The sequence below is a fragment of the Pollutimonas bauzanensis genome (assembly GCF_900129885.1).
Taxonomy (GTDB): Bacteria; Pseudomonadota; Gammaproteobacteria; order Burkholderiales; family Burkholderiaceae_B; genus Pollutimonas; species Pollutimonas bauzanensis.
Map to the genome: position 1 here is coordinate 136,064 of NZ_FQXE01000012.1, position 18,515 is coordinate 154,578.

Annotated in this window: 15 protein-coding genes; 10 read left to right on the forward strand and 5 right to left on the reverse strand. The window is 63.4% G+C overall.

The annotated features are described in order from the left end of the window. Positions 1 to 96: 96 nt before the first annotated feature. Positions 97 to 2,376, reverse strand: a complete 2,280-nt coding sequence (locus BUB23_RS19540; RefSeq protein WP_073106495.1) for a nitric-oxide reductase large subunit — start codon at positions 2,374 to 2,376, stop codon at positions 97 to 99. Beyond that, positions 2,369 to 3,061: an iron-sulfur cluster repair protein YtfE gene (gene ytfE, locus BUB23_RS19545; protein ID WP_073106498.1), complete on the reverse strand. Its 693-nt coding sequence runs from the start codon at positions 3,059 to 3,061 to the stop codon at positions 2,369 to 2,371. The genes BUB23_RS19540 and ytfE overlap by 8 nt, the downstream gene beginning before the upstream one ends. 159 nt (positions 3,062 to 3,220) lie before the next feature. Here ytfE and norR point away from each other — a divergent pair, with 159 nt between their 5' ends. Further along, on the forward strand, positions 3,221 to 4,870 hold the full coding sequence (gene norR / locus BUB23_RS19550; RefSeq protein ID WP_073106501.1) for a nitric oxide reductase transcriptional regulator NorR: 1,650 nt from the start codon (positions 3,221 to 3,223) through the stop codon (positions 4,868 to 4,870). Between the two features lie 29 nt (positions 4,871 to 4,899). Here norR and BUB23_RS19555 read toward each other — a convergent pair whose 3' ends face one another. Continuing rightward, positions 4,900 to 5,274 carry a tautomerase family protein gene (locus tag BUB23_RS19555; RefSeq protein WP_073106504.1) on the reverse strand — a complete coding sequence of 125 codons (375 nt, stop codon included), beginning with the start codon at positions 5,272 to 5,274 and terminating at the stop codon, positions 4,900 to 4,902. A gap of 69 nt (positions 5,275 to 5,343) precedes the next feature. Between BUB23_RS19555 and BUB23_RS19560 the strand changes: the two genes are divergently transcribed. The 3 genes from BUB23_RS19560 to BUB23_RS19570 all read left to right on the forward strand — a co-directional run bounded on the left by BUB23_RS19560 (position 5,344) and on the right by BUB23_RS19570 (position 8,800). After that, on the forward strand, positions 5,344 to 6,210 hold the full coding sequence (locus BUB23_RS19560) for an MBL fold metallo-hydrolase (RefSeq protein WP_073106507.1): 867 nt from the start codon (positions 5,344 to 5,346) through the stop codon (positions 6,208 to 6,210). Between the two features lie 118 nt (positions 6,211 to 6,328). Then, complete coding sequence (locus tag BUB23_RS19565; protein WP_073106510.1) at positions 6,329 to 8,341, forward strand: ABC transporter ATP-binding protein/permease; 2,013 nt, start codon at positions 6,329 to 6,331, stop codon at positions 8,339 to 8,341. Between the two features lie 78 nt (positions 8,342 to 8,419). Then, complete coding sequence (locus BUB23_RS19570; protein ID WP_073106514.1) at positions 8,420 to 8,800, forward strand: SirB2 family protein; 381 nt, start codon at positions 8,420 to 8,422, stop codon at positions 8,798 to 8,800. Between the two features lie 39 nt (positions 8,801 to 8,839). Here BUB23_RS19570 and BUB23_RS19575 read toward each other — a convergent pair whose 3' ends face one another. Further along, positions 8,840 to 9,931 carry a YeiH family protein gene (locus tag BUB23_RS19575; protein WP_245801325.1) on the reverse strand — a complete coding sequence of 364 codons (1,092 nt, stop codon included), beginning with the start codon at positions 9,929 to 9,931 and terminating at the stop codon, positions 8,840 to 8,842. 97 nt (positions 9,932 to 10,028) lie between these two features. Here BUB23_RS19575 and BUB23_RS19580 point away from each other — a divergent pair, with 97 nt between their 5' ends. Beyond that, a complete protein-coding gene (locus BUB23_RS19580; RefSeq protein WP_073106518.1) occupies positions 10,029 to 10,919 on the forward strand; it encodes a LysR substrate-binding domain-containing protein in 891 nt (296 codons plus the stop codon). 206 nt (positions 10,920 to 11,125) lie between these two features. Then, positions 11,126 to 12,427, forward strand: coding sequence for a DUF3734 domain-containing protein (locus tag BUB23_RS19585; protein WP_425439565.1), 1,302 nt, complete (start codon positions 11,126 to 11,128; stop codon positions 12,425 to 12,427). Here the strand turns inward: BUB23_RS19585 and BUB23_RS19590 are convergent. Next, the gene (locus BUB23_RS19590) at positions 12,424 to 13,359 is read right to left on the reverse strand and encodes a DMT family transporter (protein ID WP_073106651.1); all 936 of its coding nucleotides are present in this window, start codon (positions 13,357 to 13,359) and stop codon (positions 12,424 to 12,426) included. The genes BUB23_RS19585 and BUB23_RS19590 overlap by 4 nt on opposite strands. Positions 13,360 to 13,532: 173 nt before the next feature. Between BUB23_RS19590 and BUB23_RS19595 the strand changes: the two genes are divergently transcribed. The 4 genes from BUB23_RS19595 to BUB23_RS19610 all read left to right on the forward strand — a co-directional run bounded on the left by BUB23_RS19595 (position 13,533) and on the right by BUB23_RS19610 (position 18,451). Beyond that, on the forward strand, positions 13,533 to 14,087 hold the full coding sequence (locus BUB23_RS19595) for a MarR family winged helix-turn-helix transcriptional regulator (RefSeq protein ID WP_073106521.1): 555 nt from the start codon (positions 13,533 to 13,535) through the stop codon (positions 14,085 to 14,087). A 136-nt stretch (positions 14,088 to 14,223) separates the two neighbouring features. After that, positions 14,224 to 15,624, forward strand: coding sequence for an efflux transporter outer membrane subunit (locus tag BUB23_RS19600; protein ID WP_073106524.1), 1,401 nt, complete (start codon positions 14,224 to 14,226; stop codon positions 15,622 to 15,624). 14 nt (positions 15,625 to 15,638) lie between these two features. Further along, positions 15,639 to 16,850 (forward strand): HlyD/EmrA/EmrK family protein, encoded by a 1,212-nt coding sequence (locus BUB23_RS19605; protein WP_073106527.1) that lies wholly within the window; start codon positions 15,639 to 15,641, stop codon positions 16,848 to 16,850. Continuing rightward, positions 16,847 to 18,451, forward strand: coding sequence for a DHA2 family efflux MFS transporter permease subunit (locus tag BUB23_RS19610; protein WP_073106529.1), 1,605 nt, complete (start codon positions 16,847 to 16,849; stop codon positions 18,449 to 18,451). Before BUB23_RS19605 ends, BUB23_RS19610 begins: the two co-directional genes overlap by 4 nt. Positions 18,452 to 18,515: the final 64 nt, after the last annotated feature.

Consider the following 18,515-nt stretch of genomic DNA (forward strand, 5'->3'; position numbering starts at 1 on the left):
AGGGCCGCCCTTAGGCAGCCCTTTCTTTTGTTTCACCAGCCTGCAAGAAGCAGGCATTTCACGGGCACGCCCAAGGAGGGCGGCGCCGCTTGCGGTTTACTCGGCAGCAGCCGTTGCGCCGTAAACACCTTGCTTGACATAGCTTTTGGGCTGGAACACCCCGATCACGACTTGCCAGAATATGGCGAAGGAGCCGATGATGAATACCACGTCGCCGAAGGTGCGCACCCAGCGCAGGGTCTGCAGTATGCCTTGCTGCATGAACTCTTCGCTACGGGCGTACCACATGCCTTCGGTAATGCTGGCGTAGGCCTGTATGATGCCGATGGGCAACAGGCTGGTGGTGATCATCAGCACCAGGCCGATGTTCAGGCCCCAGAAGCCGGTGCGCATCAGCGATTCGCTGAACTTGAAGCCCGGCACGATGTAGCGCAGGACCAGCAAGGTAAAGCCGATGGCCAGGAAGCCATAGACGCCGAACAGTGCCGCGTGGGCGTGCACCGGCGTGGTGTTCAGGCCCTGGATGTAGTACAGCGAGATGGGAGGATTGACCATGAAGCCGAACACGCCCGCGCCCAGCATATTCCAGAAGGCGACCGCGACAAAACACATCAGCGGCCATCTGACGGCTTCCATCCATGGGGCGCGTTGCTTCAGGCGCCAGTTTTCCCAGGCTTCATGGCCCAGGATGATGAGAGGAACGACTTCCAGCGCGCTGAAGCTCGCGCCTATGGCCATGACCGGAGTGGTCGTGCCCGCGAAATACAGGTGATGCAGGGTGCCGGGCACGCCGCCCAGCATGAACAGCGATGCCGAAGCCAGGCTGGCCACTGTCGCGCCGCGCTTGGAAACCAGGCCCATGGTCGAGAAGATGAAAGCCAGGGCAGTCGTCGCGAAGACTTCGAAGAAGCCTTCCACCCAGAGGTGGACCACCCACCAGCGCCAGTACTCCATGATGGTGATGTGCGTGCGTTCGCCGTAGAACAGGCCCGTGCCGTAGAACAGGCCGATGGCGATCGTCGAGGCCACCAGCAAGGCCAGCAGGTTCTTGTCGCCGTCCTTCTTGAAGGCGGGCAACATGCCGCGCAGCATCAGCAGCAGCCAGAAAGCCAGGCCGAGGAATTTGACGATTTGCCAGAGGCGGCCCAGCTCGAGGTATTCATAGCCTTGATGGCCCAGCCAGAAATTGAGGTTGGCCGGCAGGATGTGCTTGATGGCCAGGAAGTTGCCGATGTAAGCGCCGACAACCAGCACCACCAGCGCCCCGAACAGGACGTTGACCCCGAGTTTCTGGTATTTGGGATCCTTGCCGCCGTTGACCACCGGGGCAAGGAACAGGCCCGCGGCCAGAAAGCCGGAAGCGATCCAGAACAAGGCGGTCTGCAAATGCCAGGTGCGCGCCAGCGAGTACGGCAGCCATTCCGATATATTGATGCCGTAAAAGGTCTGCCCTTCGACGGTATAGTGCGCGGTCAGGCCGCCCAGCAGCACCTGGGCGATGAACAAGGCCACGACCAGGAACAGATACTTGCCCAGGGCCCGCTGCGACGGCGTCAATGCGCCTATGGTCAGGGGGTCTTTCTCGGGCGCCACGGGTTCCGGATGGTCGCGGTGCAGGAAGGCCCAGCCCCATACCAGGAAGGCTATCCCCGCAAGCAGGATGACCACGCTGGCGACCGACCACATGACATTGGCCGTGGAGGGATGGTTGTCGACCAGGGGCTCGTGCGGCCAGTTATTGGTATAGGTGACCTTGCTGTTCGGGCGCTCGGTCGAGGCCGCCCAGGACAGCCAGAAATAGAACTTGGTCAGGTCCTGGCGGCGCTGCAGGTCCGGCAGGGTGTCTTCCATCATCGCGAAATGCGAGCGCGTGGTGCGCATTTCGGGATCGGAGCCATACAGCTTGACGTAGTACTGCGCCGTCTGGGCCATGGCCTGGGCGCGGCGTTCCGACACCGTGACCACGCCGGTTTGAGGGTCCAGCGTATTGCGCCGGTACTCCGCTTTCAGCTGGCTTTTCAGCGTCGCCTGCTGGTCGGCATTCAATTGCGCGAACGGCGTGTTCGCGGTTTCCTGGGCGGCCAAGTCGAGCCAGGCCAGGAGTTCGCGATGCAGCCAGTCGGCGCTCCAGTCGGGCGCCTGGTAGGCGCCATGGCCCCAGATGGAACCGACCTGCATGCCGCCGGTGCTTTGCCAGGCGGTCTGACCATCGAGGATTTGGTCCTTGGTCATCAATACCTTGTTCGACGGCGTGACTACCTGGGCGGGTATCGGCGGCACCTGCCGATAGACTTCGACCCCGCTCCACGCCAGAATACCGAAAGTGACCGCCAGAACGGCCAATAATAACCACCATAACTTCTTGTACTCACCCATGATGAGCTGCTCCTTCTGCTGCTATTGAGGCATTTAAAAACAGCACATTGTTTTCAAGATGAATGTGCTGCATCAAGTCTTCCTTGAAGGCGTTGAGGCCGCCGTACAGGGCCCGCCAGGTATTGCAGGCATTGACCGGCGGCGTAATGTTGTTGGTCAGGCGCTGGATGCTGCTGAGCGCGCTGCCGTGCTGCTCGTGCTCGAAGCGCATCACCGAGATGGGCCCCTGGGCCTGCCCGTTCATGCCGCGCGCCAGCATGGGGAAAAGCACCTGCTCTTCCTTCATCATGTGGCTTTCGAGTTCTTGCTGCAGCCCTTCCAGCGCATCGGCCAGGCCGCCGGGGCAGCCCGGCCGGCCGGCATGGACGTGCTCGACGCGGCGCGACAGGCGGATGAGTTCAGGCAATTGCACGCGATGCCGCTCGTGGAAGCGCGCCACGATATGCCCGATCAGGTCCTCCGGGGGGACGCCGCGCCAATCGATGCCCGCGGCCGGGTCCGCGGCCAGCGCCTCCAGGGCGGTCAGCAGCAGGCCGAGATCCAGGCCCCGCTGCTGCGCGGCATCGGCCAGGGTTTTGCCGCCACCGCAGCAAAAATCCAGCTGGAAATCGTGGAAAATGCGGGTGGCGCCGGGAATCGCGCTGGCCAGCGCGCCCAGCGTCTGATCCGGCAGGTTCTTGTTCATATAGCGTTATCCTTCTCATGGTTTTTCATTTGCCTGGCTGTATAAGCAATGCCTGTGCCAACTTATAATTCCTTATATTTCAAGGCTAGGCGATGACCGGGGTGATTTCGACCCTGGTGAACAGGGTTATCCCTACCCTGTCAGGGTATAATTCACCGCATGGATCAACTCATTCTGGCCGATCTGGTCACCGATTTACCCAATGCCGTCAGGCTGCAGCGCGCGGTGCATACCTTGCGCGAGCGCTTCCACTGCGACGCCGTAGGGCTGCTGAGCCTGGACACCGACAGCCTGCGGCTGGTCGCCGCGACGGGGCTCGCCCATGAAGCGCTGGGCCGCCGCTTCGTGGTTGCCCAGCATCCGCGTTTCGCCACCATCCTGTCGCGCCGCGAGCCCACCTGGTTCGAACCCGGCAGCGTATTGCCGGACCCCTACGACGGGTTGCTGGACGACCGCACCGGGTCGCCCCTGCCGGTGCACGACTGCCTGGGCATGAGCCTGTACATAGAAGGCCGCCTGTGGGGCGCCCTTACGCTGGATGCGCTCAAGACCGGCACCTTCGACGACGCCGCGCAGGCCGAGCTGCGGCGCTACGGTTTGATATTGGCCGCCGCCATCCGGATTACCGCGCTCGAAACCGAGAACCGCAATTTGCGCCAGTTGGGCACCACCGTCAGCGGCGCCATGCAGATCATCGACGAAAACGAAATCCTGGGCGAAAGCGAATCCATCTCCGGCCTGCTGCACGAACTGGATGTGGTGGCCGATTCCGACCTGCCGGTATTGCTGCTGGGCGAAACCGGGGTGGGCAAGGAATTGTTTGCCAGGCGGGTGCACCGCCATTCGCGGCGCAGCGCCAAGCCCATGGTGCATGTCAACTGCGCCGCCCTGCCGGAATCGCTGGCGGAAAGCGAGCTGTTCGGGCATGTGAAAGGCGCTTTCTCGGGCGCCACCCAGGACCGCGCCGGCCGCTTCGAGACCGCGCAAGGCGGCACCCTGTTCCTGGACGAAGTCGGGGAGCTGTCGCTGTCCATACAGGCCAAGCTGCTGCGCACCCTGCAGAACGGCGAAATCCAGCGCCTGGGCACCGACGAAACCATCAAGACCGACGTGCGCATCATTGCCGCCACCAACCGCCAGCTAAAGGAAAGCACCTTGGCCGGCGACTTCCGGGCCGACCTGTACCACCGCCTTTCGGTCTACCCCGTCCACATCCCGCCATTGCGCGAGCGCGACCAGGACATCCTGATACTGGCGGGCCACTTTCTGGAATTCAACCGCGCGCGCCTGGGCCTGCGCGGCGTGCGCCTGTCGTATGCCGCCGAGCGGGCGCTGCTGAGCTATGGCTGGCCCGGCAATGTGCGCGAACTGGAGCACGTCATCAGCCGGGCGGCGCTGAAAATGCTGAGCCGGGGCGCGTCGCGCGACCAGATCCTGACCCTCGGCCCCGAATTGCTGGATCTCGACATCGCCGAACCGGCGGGCGACAGGTTCCAGGACATCCGCGTCTCGCGGGTAGGCGCCGCGCACGACGCGGCGGCCGCGTCCGCCGCCCAGGAAGCCGACGACGACCTTTACGCCAGCGAACCCTTTTATGGCCCGGGGTCCTCGCTGATTGCCAACCCGGCCAGCCCCTACGGCCCGGAACAGAAAATCGTGCCGCTGCGCAGCGCGCTCGAAGACTGCCAGCGCACGGCCATACAGCACGCCCTTACAGCCACCAACTACAACTGGGCGCAAGCCGCCCGTTCGCTGCAGCTGGATTCCAGCAACCTGCACAAACTGGCCAGGAAGCTGGGGCTCAAATAGGGCAGTGCCCCTGGCATAAGGCTGCGCCCCTAGCGCCCCATGGCCTGGGCGGTCACGCCGCCCGCCATGCCCATATCGGATTTCGGAAAATCGATGACGCGCACGCGCACCTCGCTTTCCGCGACGCCGGTGGTCTCGGCGCCGACGCGGTGCAAGGCTAGGATCAGCGCCGCTTTCAGTTCGTCGCTGCGCCCTTCGATGAGCTCGACCACGAACATCACGCCGGGCGTGTTGAACTTGCCCGCGTTCAGGTAATGGCCCTCAGCCAGTTCGTGCAGCATGACCCGCACGCTGGCCAGCGGCGCGCCTATGCTTTGCACCACGGCATCGCTGGCGCGTTCCAGCAACTGCCGCTGCTGATCGGCGGAAAGACCCTTGGTGGCGGATATGGTGACGTACGGCATATGACCTCTGTATAGTTGGACGATGGGACACCATAATCCAACATTCGGTCGTCCACAAGAGGAGCCCCTATGCCCGAGCCACAGGTCGAAACCTTTTTCGACAAGCAAACCGCCACGTTTTCCTATGTCGTGCATCGCCCCGGCAACGCCGCCTGCGCCATCATCGATTCGGTGCTGGACTACGATCCCAAGGCCGGCCGCGACGCCACGGCCTCGGCCGACCGCATCATCGCCTTCGTATCGAAGAACCGGCTGCAGGTGCAATGGATACTGGAAACCCATGCGCATGCCGACCACCTCTCGGCGGCCGCCTACCTCAAGGCGCAGCTCGGCGGCCGGACGGCCATAGGCGGGCATATCACGCAGGTGCAGGCGGCATTCAAGCGGATCTTCAATCTCGGCCGCGAAGTCGCTGCCGACGGATCCCAGTTCGATCACCTGTTCCACGACGGCGAGCGCTTCCTGATAGGCGACATGGCGGTCCAGGCCCTGCATGTGCCGGGCCACACGCCGGCGGATATGGCCTATTGCGTGGAAGGCCTGGGCATCTTCATCGGCGATACCTTGTTCATGCCCGATGTGGGCACCGCGCGCTGCGACTTTCCGGGCGGCGACGCCCATGCGCTTTACCAGTCGATTCAAAGAATCCTGGCGCTGGGCGACGACACCCGTCTCTACCTGTGCCACGATTACCCGCCGGATTGCCGCGGGCCGCAATGCTGCGTGACCGTGCGTGAACAGCGCGCCGGCAATATCCATGTGCGCGATGGCATAGGCGCCCAGGAGTTCGTGGCCATGCGCACCGCGCGCGACAAGACGCTGGCCATGCCGTCGCTCATCCTGCCCGCCATACAGGTCAATATCCGTGCCGGCCGGTATCCCGAGCCGGAGGACAATGGCGTGCGCTATCTGAAGATTCCGCTCAATCAATTCTGACCGCCGCCTGAACCGTGGCCCGCCGGCCGCAAAACCCGTCGAGCCGCTGGCGCGACAGCCGTATTTCGACCAGAATGCGGGCTGGGGCGTTCAACGCCACGGCATACGCGGAGACTCGATGAACTTGAACAAGGCGCTGATGGATAGCGGCATGTGGCTGGCGCAGGCCTACCTGATTACCGTCGTGCTGGCGGCGGCCAGCATCTGGGGCCTGGCCAGATTCACGGCATGGGGGCGCCAGTTCTGGAGCCTGACGGCGGACTACTTTTCGCCGCGCCGCAACTGGCGCCCGCTCGCCGCCCTGCTGCTGATCCTGTTCCTGACGCTGTGCGCGGTCCGGCTCGACGTGCTGCTTTCGGACTGGAGCAACACGATGTACACGTCCTTGCAGCAACTGGACGCGCCCGCGTTCTGGCAGGCCATGCTGCTGTTCGCCATGCTGGCGAGCGTGCATGTGCTGCGGGTGCTGATTACGTTCTACATACAGCAGGCCTTCACGATACGCTGGCGCGTATGGCTGAACGAGGAATTGCTGGGCCGCTGGCTCGACAGGCAGGCCTACTATCGCACGCAGTACCTGGACATGCCGGTCGACAACCCGGATCAGCGCATACAGCAAGACGTCGCCAACTTTGTGGATATGTCGCTCACCCTGGCCGTGGGCGTGGTCAACGCGCTGGTGTCCACCTTCGCCTTCACCCTGATCTTGTGGACGCTGTCCGGCCCGCTGCATGCCCTGGGCATGGAAATCCCGCGCGCCATGGTTTTCCTGGTGTTTGCCTACGTGATCATCGCCACGGTCTTCGCCGTCAAGATCGGCCGGCCGCTGATCATGCTCAACTTCCTGAACGAACGCTACAACGCCGACTACCGGTATGCCCTGGTGCGGCTGCGCGAATACTCGGAAAGCATCGCGTTTTATGCCGGCGAAAAAGTCGAGGGCGCGCTGCTGCGCAGCCGCTTCGGCCATGTCATCGGCAATGCCTGGGCGATTGTGTACCGGTCCATCAAGTTCCAGGGCTTCAATTTGTCGATAAGCCAGGCGGCTGTCGTCTTTCCTTTCATCATCCAGGCGCAGCGCTTCTTTTCCAAGCAAATCAGCCTCGGCGATCTGATGCAGACGGCGCAGGCCTTCGGGCAGCTGCAGGATAATCTATCCTTCTTCCGCAACGCCTATGACAGCTTCGCCACCTACCGCGCCACACTGGATCGTCTGAGCGGGTTCACCAGGGCCATCGCCGAGGCGCGCGCCTTGCCCGAACCCGAGGTGCTGGCGCGGGGCTCCAGGCTGGCCCTGGAAAAGCTGACCGTCAAGACGCCCGCGGGCGCCCTGCTGCTTGCAGACCTCAGCCTCGAAGTGCTTGCGGGCGCGCCGCTGCTGATACGCGGGCCATCCGGATCTGGCAAGACCACGCTGCTGCGCGCCATCGCGGGCCTGTGGCCATACTGCCAGGGAACCATCGTCCGGCCCGAACACGATGCGCTGTTCCTGTCGCAGAAGCCCTATCTGCCATTGGGCAGCCTGCGCGACGCCTTGTATTACCCGCGGCAATTGCCCGGCATGGCCAACCTGACCCAGGCCGCCGACATCCAGCGCCAGCAAAAAGCCGCCCACGCCAGCGCGCACGGAACGCCCGGCAATCTGGACGAACTGGTCAGCGCCCGCAAGGACGAACTCGGAACCGGGCCGGAAACGAGTTCCGTGCCGCCGGCGGCGGCCGGGCCGCTGGCGCACTCCCGGGCGGCGGCGCCCGATCCCGCGCAAGCCTATGAGGCGAACGCCTGGACCGAAAGGGCGCAGCAGGTTCTGCGGCAGGTTCAATTGGGCCACCTGATAGACCGCCTGGATCTGGTGGCCGACTGGGGACGCATCCTGTCCCTGGGCGAGCAGCAGCGCCTGGCCTTCGGCCGGCTGTTGCTGGCCGAGCCCGCGGCGGCGTTTCTCGATGAAGCCACCTCGGCCATGGACGAAGGCCTGGAAGATGCGATGTACAGTCTGGTGCGCGAGCAATTGCCGCGGACCATACTGGTCAGCGTGGGCCATCGCAGCACGCTGCTGGCGCACCACAGCCGCCAGCTTGTCCTGCAAGGCCAGGGCAGCGGCGCATGGGAAATTGCGGCCGCCGCATGAAGAACGCGGCCGACCTGCTACGATATCGCCCTGCCATCACCCAACTTCACTTTTTCAACAGGCATCTGGTTTCGCAACATGAACTATCTAGCTATAAAACATCTGCACATGACGGCCGCGAGCCTGAGCATTCTTTTCTTCGTGATAAGGGCTTACTGGTCCGTGACCGGCTCCGCGCTGCTGCAGCGGCGCGCTGTCAGGATCGTGCCGCACGTCATCGACACCATATTGCTGGTCTGTGGCGTCACCCTGTCCGTGATGCTGGGAGCGGCCGGCATGCAGCCCTGGGTCCTGACCAAGATAGTGCTGCTGATCGCCTACATAGGCGTGGGCACCATCGCCATCAAGCGCGGCAGGACAGCCAGAACCCGCGGCATCGCGGCGCTGATCGCCATCGCCATTTTCGCCTACATCGTGGGCGTGGCCATCCATCGCAACCCGCTATCCTGGTTCTCCTGACATCGGCCCAGGGGGCCAAAGGCCTCTTGCGGCCGGCGCCTACCAGGTCCCCATGGCGTGCTGCACCGCCAGGCTGCTGGCGCCCACCGATATCCACACGCCCAAGCCCAGCAGGATGGGCCGTATGCCGGCCTTGACCATGCGCCGCAGATCGGAAGACAGGCCGATGGCGGTCAGGGCGACCACGATCAGGAACTGGGCCAGCGACTGCAAGGCGGCGATCCAGTTTTCGGGCATATAGCCGGTCGAGCGGATTGCCGAGGCGGCCAGGAACCATAAAATGAACCACGGGAAGATCTGCGCCAGGCTGAAGCTGCCGCCGCCCTGCTTTTTGTGGCGCCAGGCCTGGAAAACAACCAGCGCGAGGCAAACCGGGATGATCAAGGTGGCGCGCGTCAGCTTGACGACGGTGGCGTAGTCCCCCGCCGTCTGGCTGTAGCTGTAGCCGGCGGCCACCACCGAAGAGGTGTCGTTGATCGCGGTGCCGGCCCACATGCCGAAGCCAAGATCCGACATGTTCAGCCAGTGGCCCAGCAGCGGAAAGGCCAGCACGGCCACGATATTGAAGATGAATATGGTCGAAATCGCGAAGGCGGTTTCATGCTCGTCGGGCTTGATGATGGGGGTCACCGCCGCGATCGCCGAACCGCCGCAGATGGCCGTGCCCACGCCGATGAGCGTCATGAGCTTGGACGGTATGCGCAGCCATCTGCCCAGCAGACAAGCCGATCCGAAAGCGGCCGCAATCGTGACCAGGGTCACCGACAGCGACTCCATGCCGGTCTGGGCCACTTGCTGGATGCTGAGGCCAAAGCCCAGGGCGATGATGGACCATTGCAATACCTGTTTGGATGCGAATTGCAGCCCCGGCTTGAACAGGGGCCCGACACCCGCCGTGTTGCGTATGGCAATGCCCAGCACAATGCCGAACACCGGGCCGCCGACGACAGGCAGCAGGCGGCCCAGCATCATGGCGAAAATGGCGACGGTTACCGCAAGGGCGAGGCCGTACAGCAGCGCCGGCTGGCGCGGCGAGGCATGGCCGGCATGCCGGCGCAGGAGCCGGGCGCGCAGCGTCCCGGCATCAGTCGAAGTCGCCGCGAGCATGGGGGCCGAAGAGGAAGCAAGCATCGTTTAACCGCATATATTAATAACCTGTAGTTATTTTAAAGCCATGGCCTGCTATAAACAAATTCATTAATTCTTATAAACAGTATAAAATTTACTGATGTTAGGAATCAGTGTCCGCCATATCGAGGTATTCGTCACCATTGCCGCCACCGGCAGCGTCGGCGCGGCGGCGCAGCGCCTGTTCGTGACCCAGCCGGCCGTCAGCATGGCGCTGGCGGAGCTTGAACGCCAATTGAATGCCCAGCTGTTCGACCGCGAGCGAGGGCGCCTGCATCTGAGCCCGCGCGGCAAAGAACTGCTGCCCATGGCGCAGGAAGTCATAGAACGCATACATGAAATGCTGCGCCAGACGGGCGAACAGCCCCTGGCGCTGAGCGGCGAACTCAGGCTGGGCACCAGCAATACCATAGGCAACTACCTGGTCGGAGATCTGCTGGGCCCCTTCATATCGCGGCACCCGCAGGTATCGCTGCAAGTCAGCGTGGAAAATACTGACAGGATCACCGCCGGCCTGCTGGAGCACCGCATCGACGTCGGCTGCGTCGAAGGCCCGGTGAACCATCCGCAGCTCGAGCTGATATCCTGGCGCGACGACGCCCTGGTGGTCTGCGCGGCGCCTTCCCATCCGCTGGCCCAGCGCAGCGACCTGAAGGCGCGCCACTTCAAGGACGCCCAATGGATATTGCGCGAGCGCGGCTCGGCCATGCGCGTGCTGGCCGAGCAGGCGCTGACCGCGCTGCCGCCCGGCCAGATACTGCTCGAACTGGGCCAGGTGGAAGCGATCAAGCAGGCCGTCATCGCGGGCCTGGGCATAGCCTGCCTGCCCTATGCGGCCACCGTCGATTCAGTGGCGGTCGGGCGCCTGAAGATACTCGACACGCCCTTCCTGAACCTGCAGCGCCGGCTGGCGCTGGTCCTGCACAAGTCGCGCTATCGCGGCGCCCTTATCGATGCCTTCGTGCAAAGCATCTTCGCCCCGCGCGGCTGAGCGCGGCCCGGCATTCCGTGCCGCACTGCGGCAGCAACAATTGCTGCACTGCAGCAGCGGCAATGTTATCGTTAGCGTTAAATGAAGAATCCGAAATCACACAGGCGCGTATGAGTCATCAACTTGAGCTGTTCCCCACCCCGTCCAGGAAGCCGATACGGCGCATGGCCGCACAGGCGCGGCGCAAGGGGGCCGACACGCAGCGCATGACCTCCCCGCTGGGCGACACCAGGCAGGCGGACGCCACCAGTCCGCCCGATGCCGCCCTGGCCCCGGACACGCCGCAGCCGCGCGCCGAGCCGCCGGTCAACACCGATCCGCGCCTGCCGCCCTACCAGACGGTGGCCCTGGTGCTGCAGGGCGGCGGCGCCCTGGGCGCCTACCAGGCGGGGGTCTACCAAGGCCTGCACGAGGCGGGTATCGAACTGACCTGCCTGGCGGGCATTTCCATCGGGGCGCTCAACCTTGCCATCATTGCCGGCAATCCTCCGGAAACCCGCATAGCGCGCCTGACCGAATTCTGGGAAACCATATGCCAGCCCAATCACGGCGTGGCGCTGCATCCCTTCGTCGAACAATCGCTTTTCAATTTGAACGACACCGTGCGCCAGTCCATGAGCGCGTGGCACGCCGCCAGCGCCATGCTGGACGGACAGAAAGGCTTCTTTGCCCCGCGTTTTCCTCCCGCGCCGCAGATAACGCCGGGCGATCCCAAGGCGGCCAGCTATTACGACACCAGCATGCTGAAGGAAACATTGGAACGGCTGTGCGATTTCGACCGCATCAATTCCGGCGCGCAGCAAGTATCGGTGGGCGCGGTCAATGTGCGCAGCGGCAATTTCGTCTACTTCGACAATACCAAGATCAGGCTGCGCGCCGAGCACTTCCTGGCTTCGGGCGCCCTGCCGCCGGCGTTCGCCGCCGTCGAAATCGACGGCGAATACTATTGGGATGGCGGCCTGGTTTCCAATACGCCGCTGGCGCAAGTGCTGGAATCCCGGCCCATGCGCGACACGCTGACTTTCCAGGTGGACCTCTGGAGCGCGCGCGGCGTCGCGCCATCCAATATGAGCGAAGTATCGGACCGCATCAAGGACATACAGTATTCCAGCCGCACCCGCATGGTCACCGAGCAGTTGCGCTGGACGCAGCACCTGCGCCACATGCTGCGGCGCATGCTGGAAGACATACCGCCCGAAATCCTCACCCAGGACTACTACTGCCAACTGGCGCAGCAACTGGCCTGCAGCACCCGCTATAACGTCATCCACCTCATCTACCGCAACAAGCCATACGAACAGCACTACAAGGACTTCCAGTTCGGGCTGGCGGCCATGCGCGAACACTGGGACAGCGGCCTGCAGGACATACGCGAAACGCTGCAGAACCCCGAGCGCCTGGCCATGCCGGACAATGTGTCCGGCTTCGTGACGCACGATGTGCACCGCGAGGAAATCGAACAGAGAATGCAGGGCGATACGACGCGCCCGCCCCGAGCCGCCGGCTAGCGCTCGGCGCGGCGCCGCCCCAGCACGACAGCGCCGGCCAGCACGAAGGCAGTGCCGGCCAGTTGCAGGGACGTGATGGGCTCGCCCAGTATCCACCCGGCCAGGAACAATACCGACACAGGCCCCAGCAAGCCCAGCTGCGACGTCATGGGCGCCCCGATGCGCGCCACGGCCCACATGATCATGAAAGTCGGCGCCACGGTATTGACGATGGCGTGCAGCAGCGACAGCTCATACACGGGCAGCGGCTGGCGCAGCCCCTCCCAGGAATGCACGCTCAGGAAATGAGCCATGCTTACCACCGCCGACACCGACATGGCGTAGGCCACCAGGCGCGTCGCGCCGACCCGCTTGATCAATTCGCCGGAACTGATGATGTAGAGCGAATAAGTCAGCGCCGAGGCCAGCACGAAGACGGAGCCCAGCATGACGTTGCTGCCGCTCAGGGACAAGTCCTGCAGAAACACCAGCACCACGCCCAGATAGGCCATACCCAGCGCGAACCATTGCCTTGCGGCGATGGGCCGCTTCAAATAAAGCGCGGTGATCAACAGCACGAAAGTGGGCGACAGGAACAGGATCAGGCGCTCGAGCCCCGCGGTGATGTATTGCAGGCCGAGGAAGTCCAGGTAGCTGGACAGGTAATAGCCGATAAACCCCAGGAAGACGATCTGCAGGCTTTCCTTGCCCGTCAGGCGCGGCAGCCTGCCCCGCCGCGCCTGGCGCGCCTGCATCAGGCCTATCACCGCGAAAAACGGCAGGGAAAGCATCATGCGGAAACCGATGATGGTCAGGGCGTCCACCCCATAGCGGTAGGTCAGCTTGACCACGATCGCCTTGGCGGAAAACAGTATCGCCCCGATCCCGGCCAGCAGGAAGCCCATCCAGAACTCTTTCGTTTTCGTTGTTTCGGGACCAGGAAGAGAGCTCATAGGATCGCAGGAAAATTGGAATAAGGAAGGCAAGGGAATGGCATGGCGCAGAAGCAAATGCCGATAAGACGCAAATGGCCCCGTCCGCTATTTTTGCCTAAAATTTGCTGTGTTGCAAAATAATGTTAGATCAATAGTTGCCGCGGCAAATACATTGCGCTAAAATTATTTTCATGCTCAAGCCCGCCCCTTCCACCGCCGCCAAGAAATCCAAGGCCTCCCCCGCCGCCGGGAAAACCCCGCGGAAACAGGATTTCTACACCGCCGAGGAACTCTCGGGCGACATGTGCAACAACGTCGGCCTGCTGATCAAGCAGGTGCAGAGCTCGCTCAACCGCATGATAGACCTGCACGTTTCCCCGCTGGGGCTGACCTCCCGGCAATGGCGCCCGCTGGTGATGATCCGCTATCGCAATGTCAACACGCCGGCCGAACTGTCCCGCCAGGCCCATGTCGACACGGGGGCCATGACCCGCACGCTGGACCGGCTGGAAGCCAAGAAATTCCTTACCCGCCACCGCTGCCCCGACGATCGCCGCGTCGTCAAACTGGAATTGACCGAAAGCGGGCAAAACGTGGCCGACCAGATCCTGCCCGCGATCGCCACTTCCCTGAACACCCACCTGCTCGGTTTCAGCAAGCCTGAAGTCGAAACCATGATTGCCCTGTTGCAGCGTATGCTGGTCAATGGCAAGCTGGAGGAAAGTACCTGTAGCGGAGAGCAGTAGCCCGCTACCGTACATCGCGGCAATGAGCGCCCTCAAATTTTTTTACCTTGTATCTGCCTAGGCAGATACCTACTAGTCAATAATATTCAGCTATTCGTAAGCTATGCCCGACTCATCCCCATTGCATATAAAAACCATGAAACGATACGCTACCCTACTGCTGATCGCCGCTTTGTCAGGCTGCGCGGCGCTGGACCCGGGCCAGCCCGGCCTGGCCGCCTTGCAGCCCAGCCAGGCCGGGCTGCAAGGCGGCGCCATAGCCTGGCCGACCGAGCAATGGTGGCTGCGCTACCAGGATGCCCAACTGGGCCAGCTGGTCAGCGAAGCCCTCGCAGGCAGCCCTTCCCTCGCCGCGGCGCAGGCGCGCCTGAATATGGCCAATGCGGCCGTGGGCGGCGCCCGCGCCATACAACTGCCGCAGCTCAATGCCGGCTACGACATGGTGCGCGAGCGCTTCTCGGAAAATTACATATACCCGCCTCCCTACGGCGGCTCCATGCTCACCGACAACACCTTGCGCCTGAACCTGGGATTCGACCTGGACCTTTGGGGCCGCAATCGGGCGCGCTACGCCGCCGCCGTGTCGCAAAAAGACGCCTCCCTCGCCGACCTTCAAGTCGCCCGCAACACGCTGGTCAGCGGCGTGGTCCAGAGCTACTTCAATCTGCAGAACGCGCTGTCCCAGGTCACGGTGATCACCCAGATCGTCAAGCAGCTTGAAAACGTGGCGAGCATCACGCGCCAGCGGGTGGCCGCCGGCCTGGATACCGAGGTGGAAGTCAACCAGGCCGACTCGGCGGTTTCCTCGGCCCGCGTCCAGCTCAGCCAGGCAAGCACCAACGCCGATTTATTGCGCAACCAGATATCCGCCCTGACCGGAGCCGGGCCGCAACGCGGCTCGACCATCCGCCTTGCGGACCTGTCGAAAGCGCCTGAAGGCGTGCCCGCCAACATTCCGTTCGAGCTGCTGGGCCGGCGTCCCGACATCGTCGCCGCCAAATACCGCGTGCAAGCCAGCGCCAGCCAGATATCGGCCGCCAAGGCGGAATTCTTTCCCAATATCAACCTGTCCGCCTTCGCCGGCTTCATGTCGCTGGGCCTGGGCAATCTGCTGGCGTCCGGCAGCGAGATCTATGGCGTGGGCCCGGCCGTCACCCTGCCCATTTTCAATGGCGGCGCGTTGAACGCCAACCTGGACACCAGGCAAGCCGAACGGGACCTGGCCATTGCCAATTACAACCAGACCGTGCTGGCCGCCGTGCGGGAAGTGGCCGACGCCACCACCGCGATCCAGGCCTTGCGGCAGCAAACCGTGGACCAGGCCGCCAGCTTGCGCGCCATTACGTCGGCCTATGACATCGCCGTCAGGCGCTACAAATCCGGGCTCGGCAATTTCGTGCAAGTGCTGCTGGCCCAGAACGAGGTCCAGAAGCAGGCCATCCTGAATACCGACATGCAGGCCCGCGCCTTCAACCTCGACGCCCAGCTGGCCACGGCTCTGGGCGGCGGCTACCGCATCGATACGAATACACACTGAAATACGAGAGTTCCATGACTACCGACAAGAAACCGGCTTCCCAGGCCACTGAAAGAAAATCGGGTTCGCAGCGCAAGCGCCTGCTGATTACCGCCGCACTGATCTTTATCTTCATAGGCATAGCCTATGCCATCTGGTGGGCTGTATTCGCCGCCGATTACGAAACGACCGACGATGCCTATGTGCATGGCAACCTGGTGCAGGTCACCTCGCAAATCCCCGGCACGGTCATAGCCATCCATGCCGATGACACCCAGCTCATCAGCAAGGGCGCGCCGCTGGTGCAGCTGGATTCGAGCGATGCCGACATCGCCCTGATACAGGCAGAAGCCGCGCTGGCCCAGGCCGTCAGGCGCACCCGCACCATCTTTGTACAGAACGATGCCCTTCAGGCCGACATCGCCCTGCGCGAGGCCAATGTCGAGCGCGCGCAGGTCGATCTGGCCAAGGCCGCAAGCGACCTGAAGCGGCGCCAGACCCTGGCGCGCTCGGGCGGCGTCAGCGGTGAAGAAATCCTGCACGCCCAGACCGCCGTCAAGGCCGCGCAGTCCGGGCTGGCCCAGGCACAGGCGGCCTTGGCGGCCTCGCAGGCCACGCTCAAGACCAACCAGGCCCTGACCGCGGGCACCACGGTCGCCCGCCACCCGGACGTCATGCAGGCCGCCGACCAATTGCGCAAGGCGTGGCTGACCAACGCCCGCACGCGGCTGCCCGCGCCAGTGGCCGGCATGATCGCGCAGCGCTCGGTGCAGGTCGGCCAGCACGTCGCGCCCGGCACGCCGCTGATGACCATCATCCCCTTGCAGCATGTCTGGGTGGAAGCCAATTTCAAGGAAGCCCAGGTGCGCCACATGAAGCCCGGCCAGAACGTCAAGCTGACGGCCGACCTGTACGGCGGCGACATTACCTATCATGGCAAAGTGGAAGGCATTGCCGCCGGAACCGGCGGCGCCTTCGCCCTTCTGCCGGCGCAGAATGCCAGCGGCAACTGGATCAAGGTCGTCCAGCGCGTGCCGGTCAGGATAACGCTGGATCCCAAGGAACTGGCCGACCACCCCTTGCGCGTGGGCCTGTCCATGGATGTCGAGGTGGAACTGGCCGAACCGCAAGCGTCGGACGCCGGCGCCAAAGCCAATACGCAGTTCGAGACCGCCGTGTTCACCGACAACACCGGCGCGGTGGACGCCCAGATCAATAAAATCATCGAAGAAAACCTTGGCTCATGAGCGCTACAGAAACTGACCGCCCGGCCCGCGATCCCGCCCCCGCGGCCCGACCGCAAGGAGCGGTCCACAAGCCACTGGAAGGCCGGGCGCGGCTCTTTGGCACCATCGCCCTGTCGACCGCCGTTTTCATGAATGTGCTGGATTCGTCCATCGCCAATGTGTCCATCCCCACCATCGCGGGCGATCTGGGCGTAAGCGCCACGCAAGGCACATGGGTCATCACGTCCTTCGCCGTGGCCAACGCCATCACCGTTCCGCTGACGGGCTGGCTTACCCAGCGATTCGGCCAGGTGCGCCTGTTCGTGCTGTCCGTGCTGCTGTTCGTCCTGTCTTCCTGGCTTTGCGGATTTTCGTGGTCGCTGGAATCGCTGGTGGCCTTCCGCGTGCTCCAGGGCGCCGTCGCCGGCCCCATGATTCCCCTGTCGCAATCATTGATGCTGGGCAGCTACCCCAAGGAGAAAGCCGGCATGGCGCTGGCCATGTGGTCCATGACGGTGCTGGTCGGACCGGTGGTGGGCCCGCTGCTGGGCGGCTGGATCTCGGACAACTACACCTGGCCATGGATCTTCTACATCAATGTCCCGGTGGGACTGCTGGCCGGCTGGGCCTCCTGGCAGCTTTACAAGACCAGGGACTCGGCGCGCTCCAAGCTGCCTATCGACACCACCGGCCTGGCATTGCTGGTGCTGTGGGTGGGAGCCCTGCAGCTCATGCTGGACAAGGGCAAAGAACTCGACTGGTTCGCCAGCCCCGCCATCACCACCATGGCCGTCGTCGCTGTCGTGTCATTCGTGTTCTTCGTGATCTGGGAACTGACGGCCAAGCACCCGGTGGTGGACCTGACCCTTTTCAAGTACCGCAACTTCACCGCCGGCGTGCTGACCATTTCGGTGGGCTACGGGCTGTTCTTCGGCACAGTGGTATTGCTGCCGCTGTGGATGCAGAGCACCCTGGGATATACCGCCACCTATGCCGGCATCGCCTCGGCCCCGGTAGGCATACTGGCCATCATATTTTCCCCGCTGGTGGGGAAACTGCTCACCAACCACGATCCCCGCAAAATCGCCACGGTGGCCTTCCTGATTTTCGCGCTCATCAGCTATATGCGCGCCAACTTCAATACGGAGGTCGATCTGTACACCATCATGATCCCCACCTTCATACAGGGGGCGGCCATGGCCACGTTCTTCATTCCGCTGACCACCATCACCCTGTCCGGCCTGGACCCGCATCGCATCCCGTCGGCCGCCGGGCTCTCGAACTTCGTGCGGCTGCTTTTCGGCGCCTTCGGCACGTCCATCACGACGACCATGTGGGACAACCGCGCCAGCCTGCATCATGCCCAGTTGACCGAGATCGCGCGCCCGGGCATGCCCGCCTTCGATGCGATCATGGCCGGCCTGCGGCAAAAAGGCCTGACCCTGGAACAGTCCGCGGCCGTCATCAACAACATGATAGACCAGCAGGCTTTCACAATATCGGCCACGGACATCTTCTACGCTTCGGCCATACTGTTCCTGATCCTGATGGGCCTGGTCTGGATAGCGGCTCCAAAATCCTCCAAGGGCGCTCCCGGCGACGCGGCCGCGGCGGCGCACTGACGCCGCGCCAGGCACGCAAATTGCTGCTCTCCTGCGAAAGCCGGATTGCGCGCCTGCGCGGCGC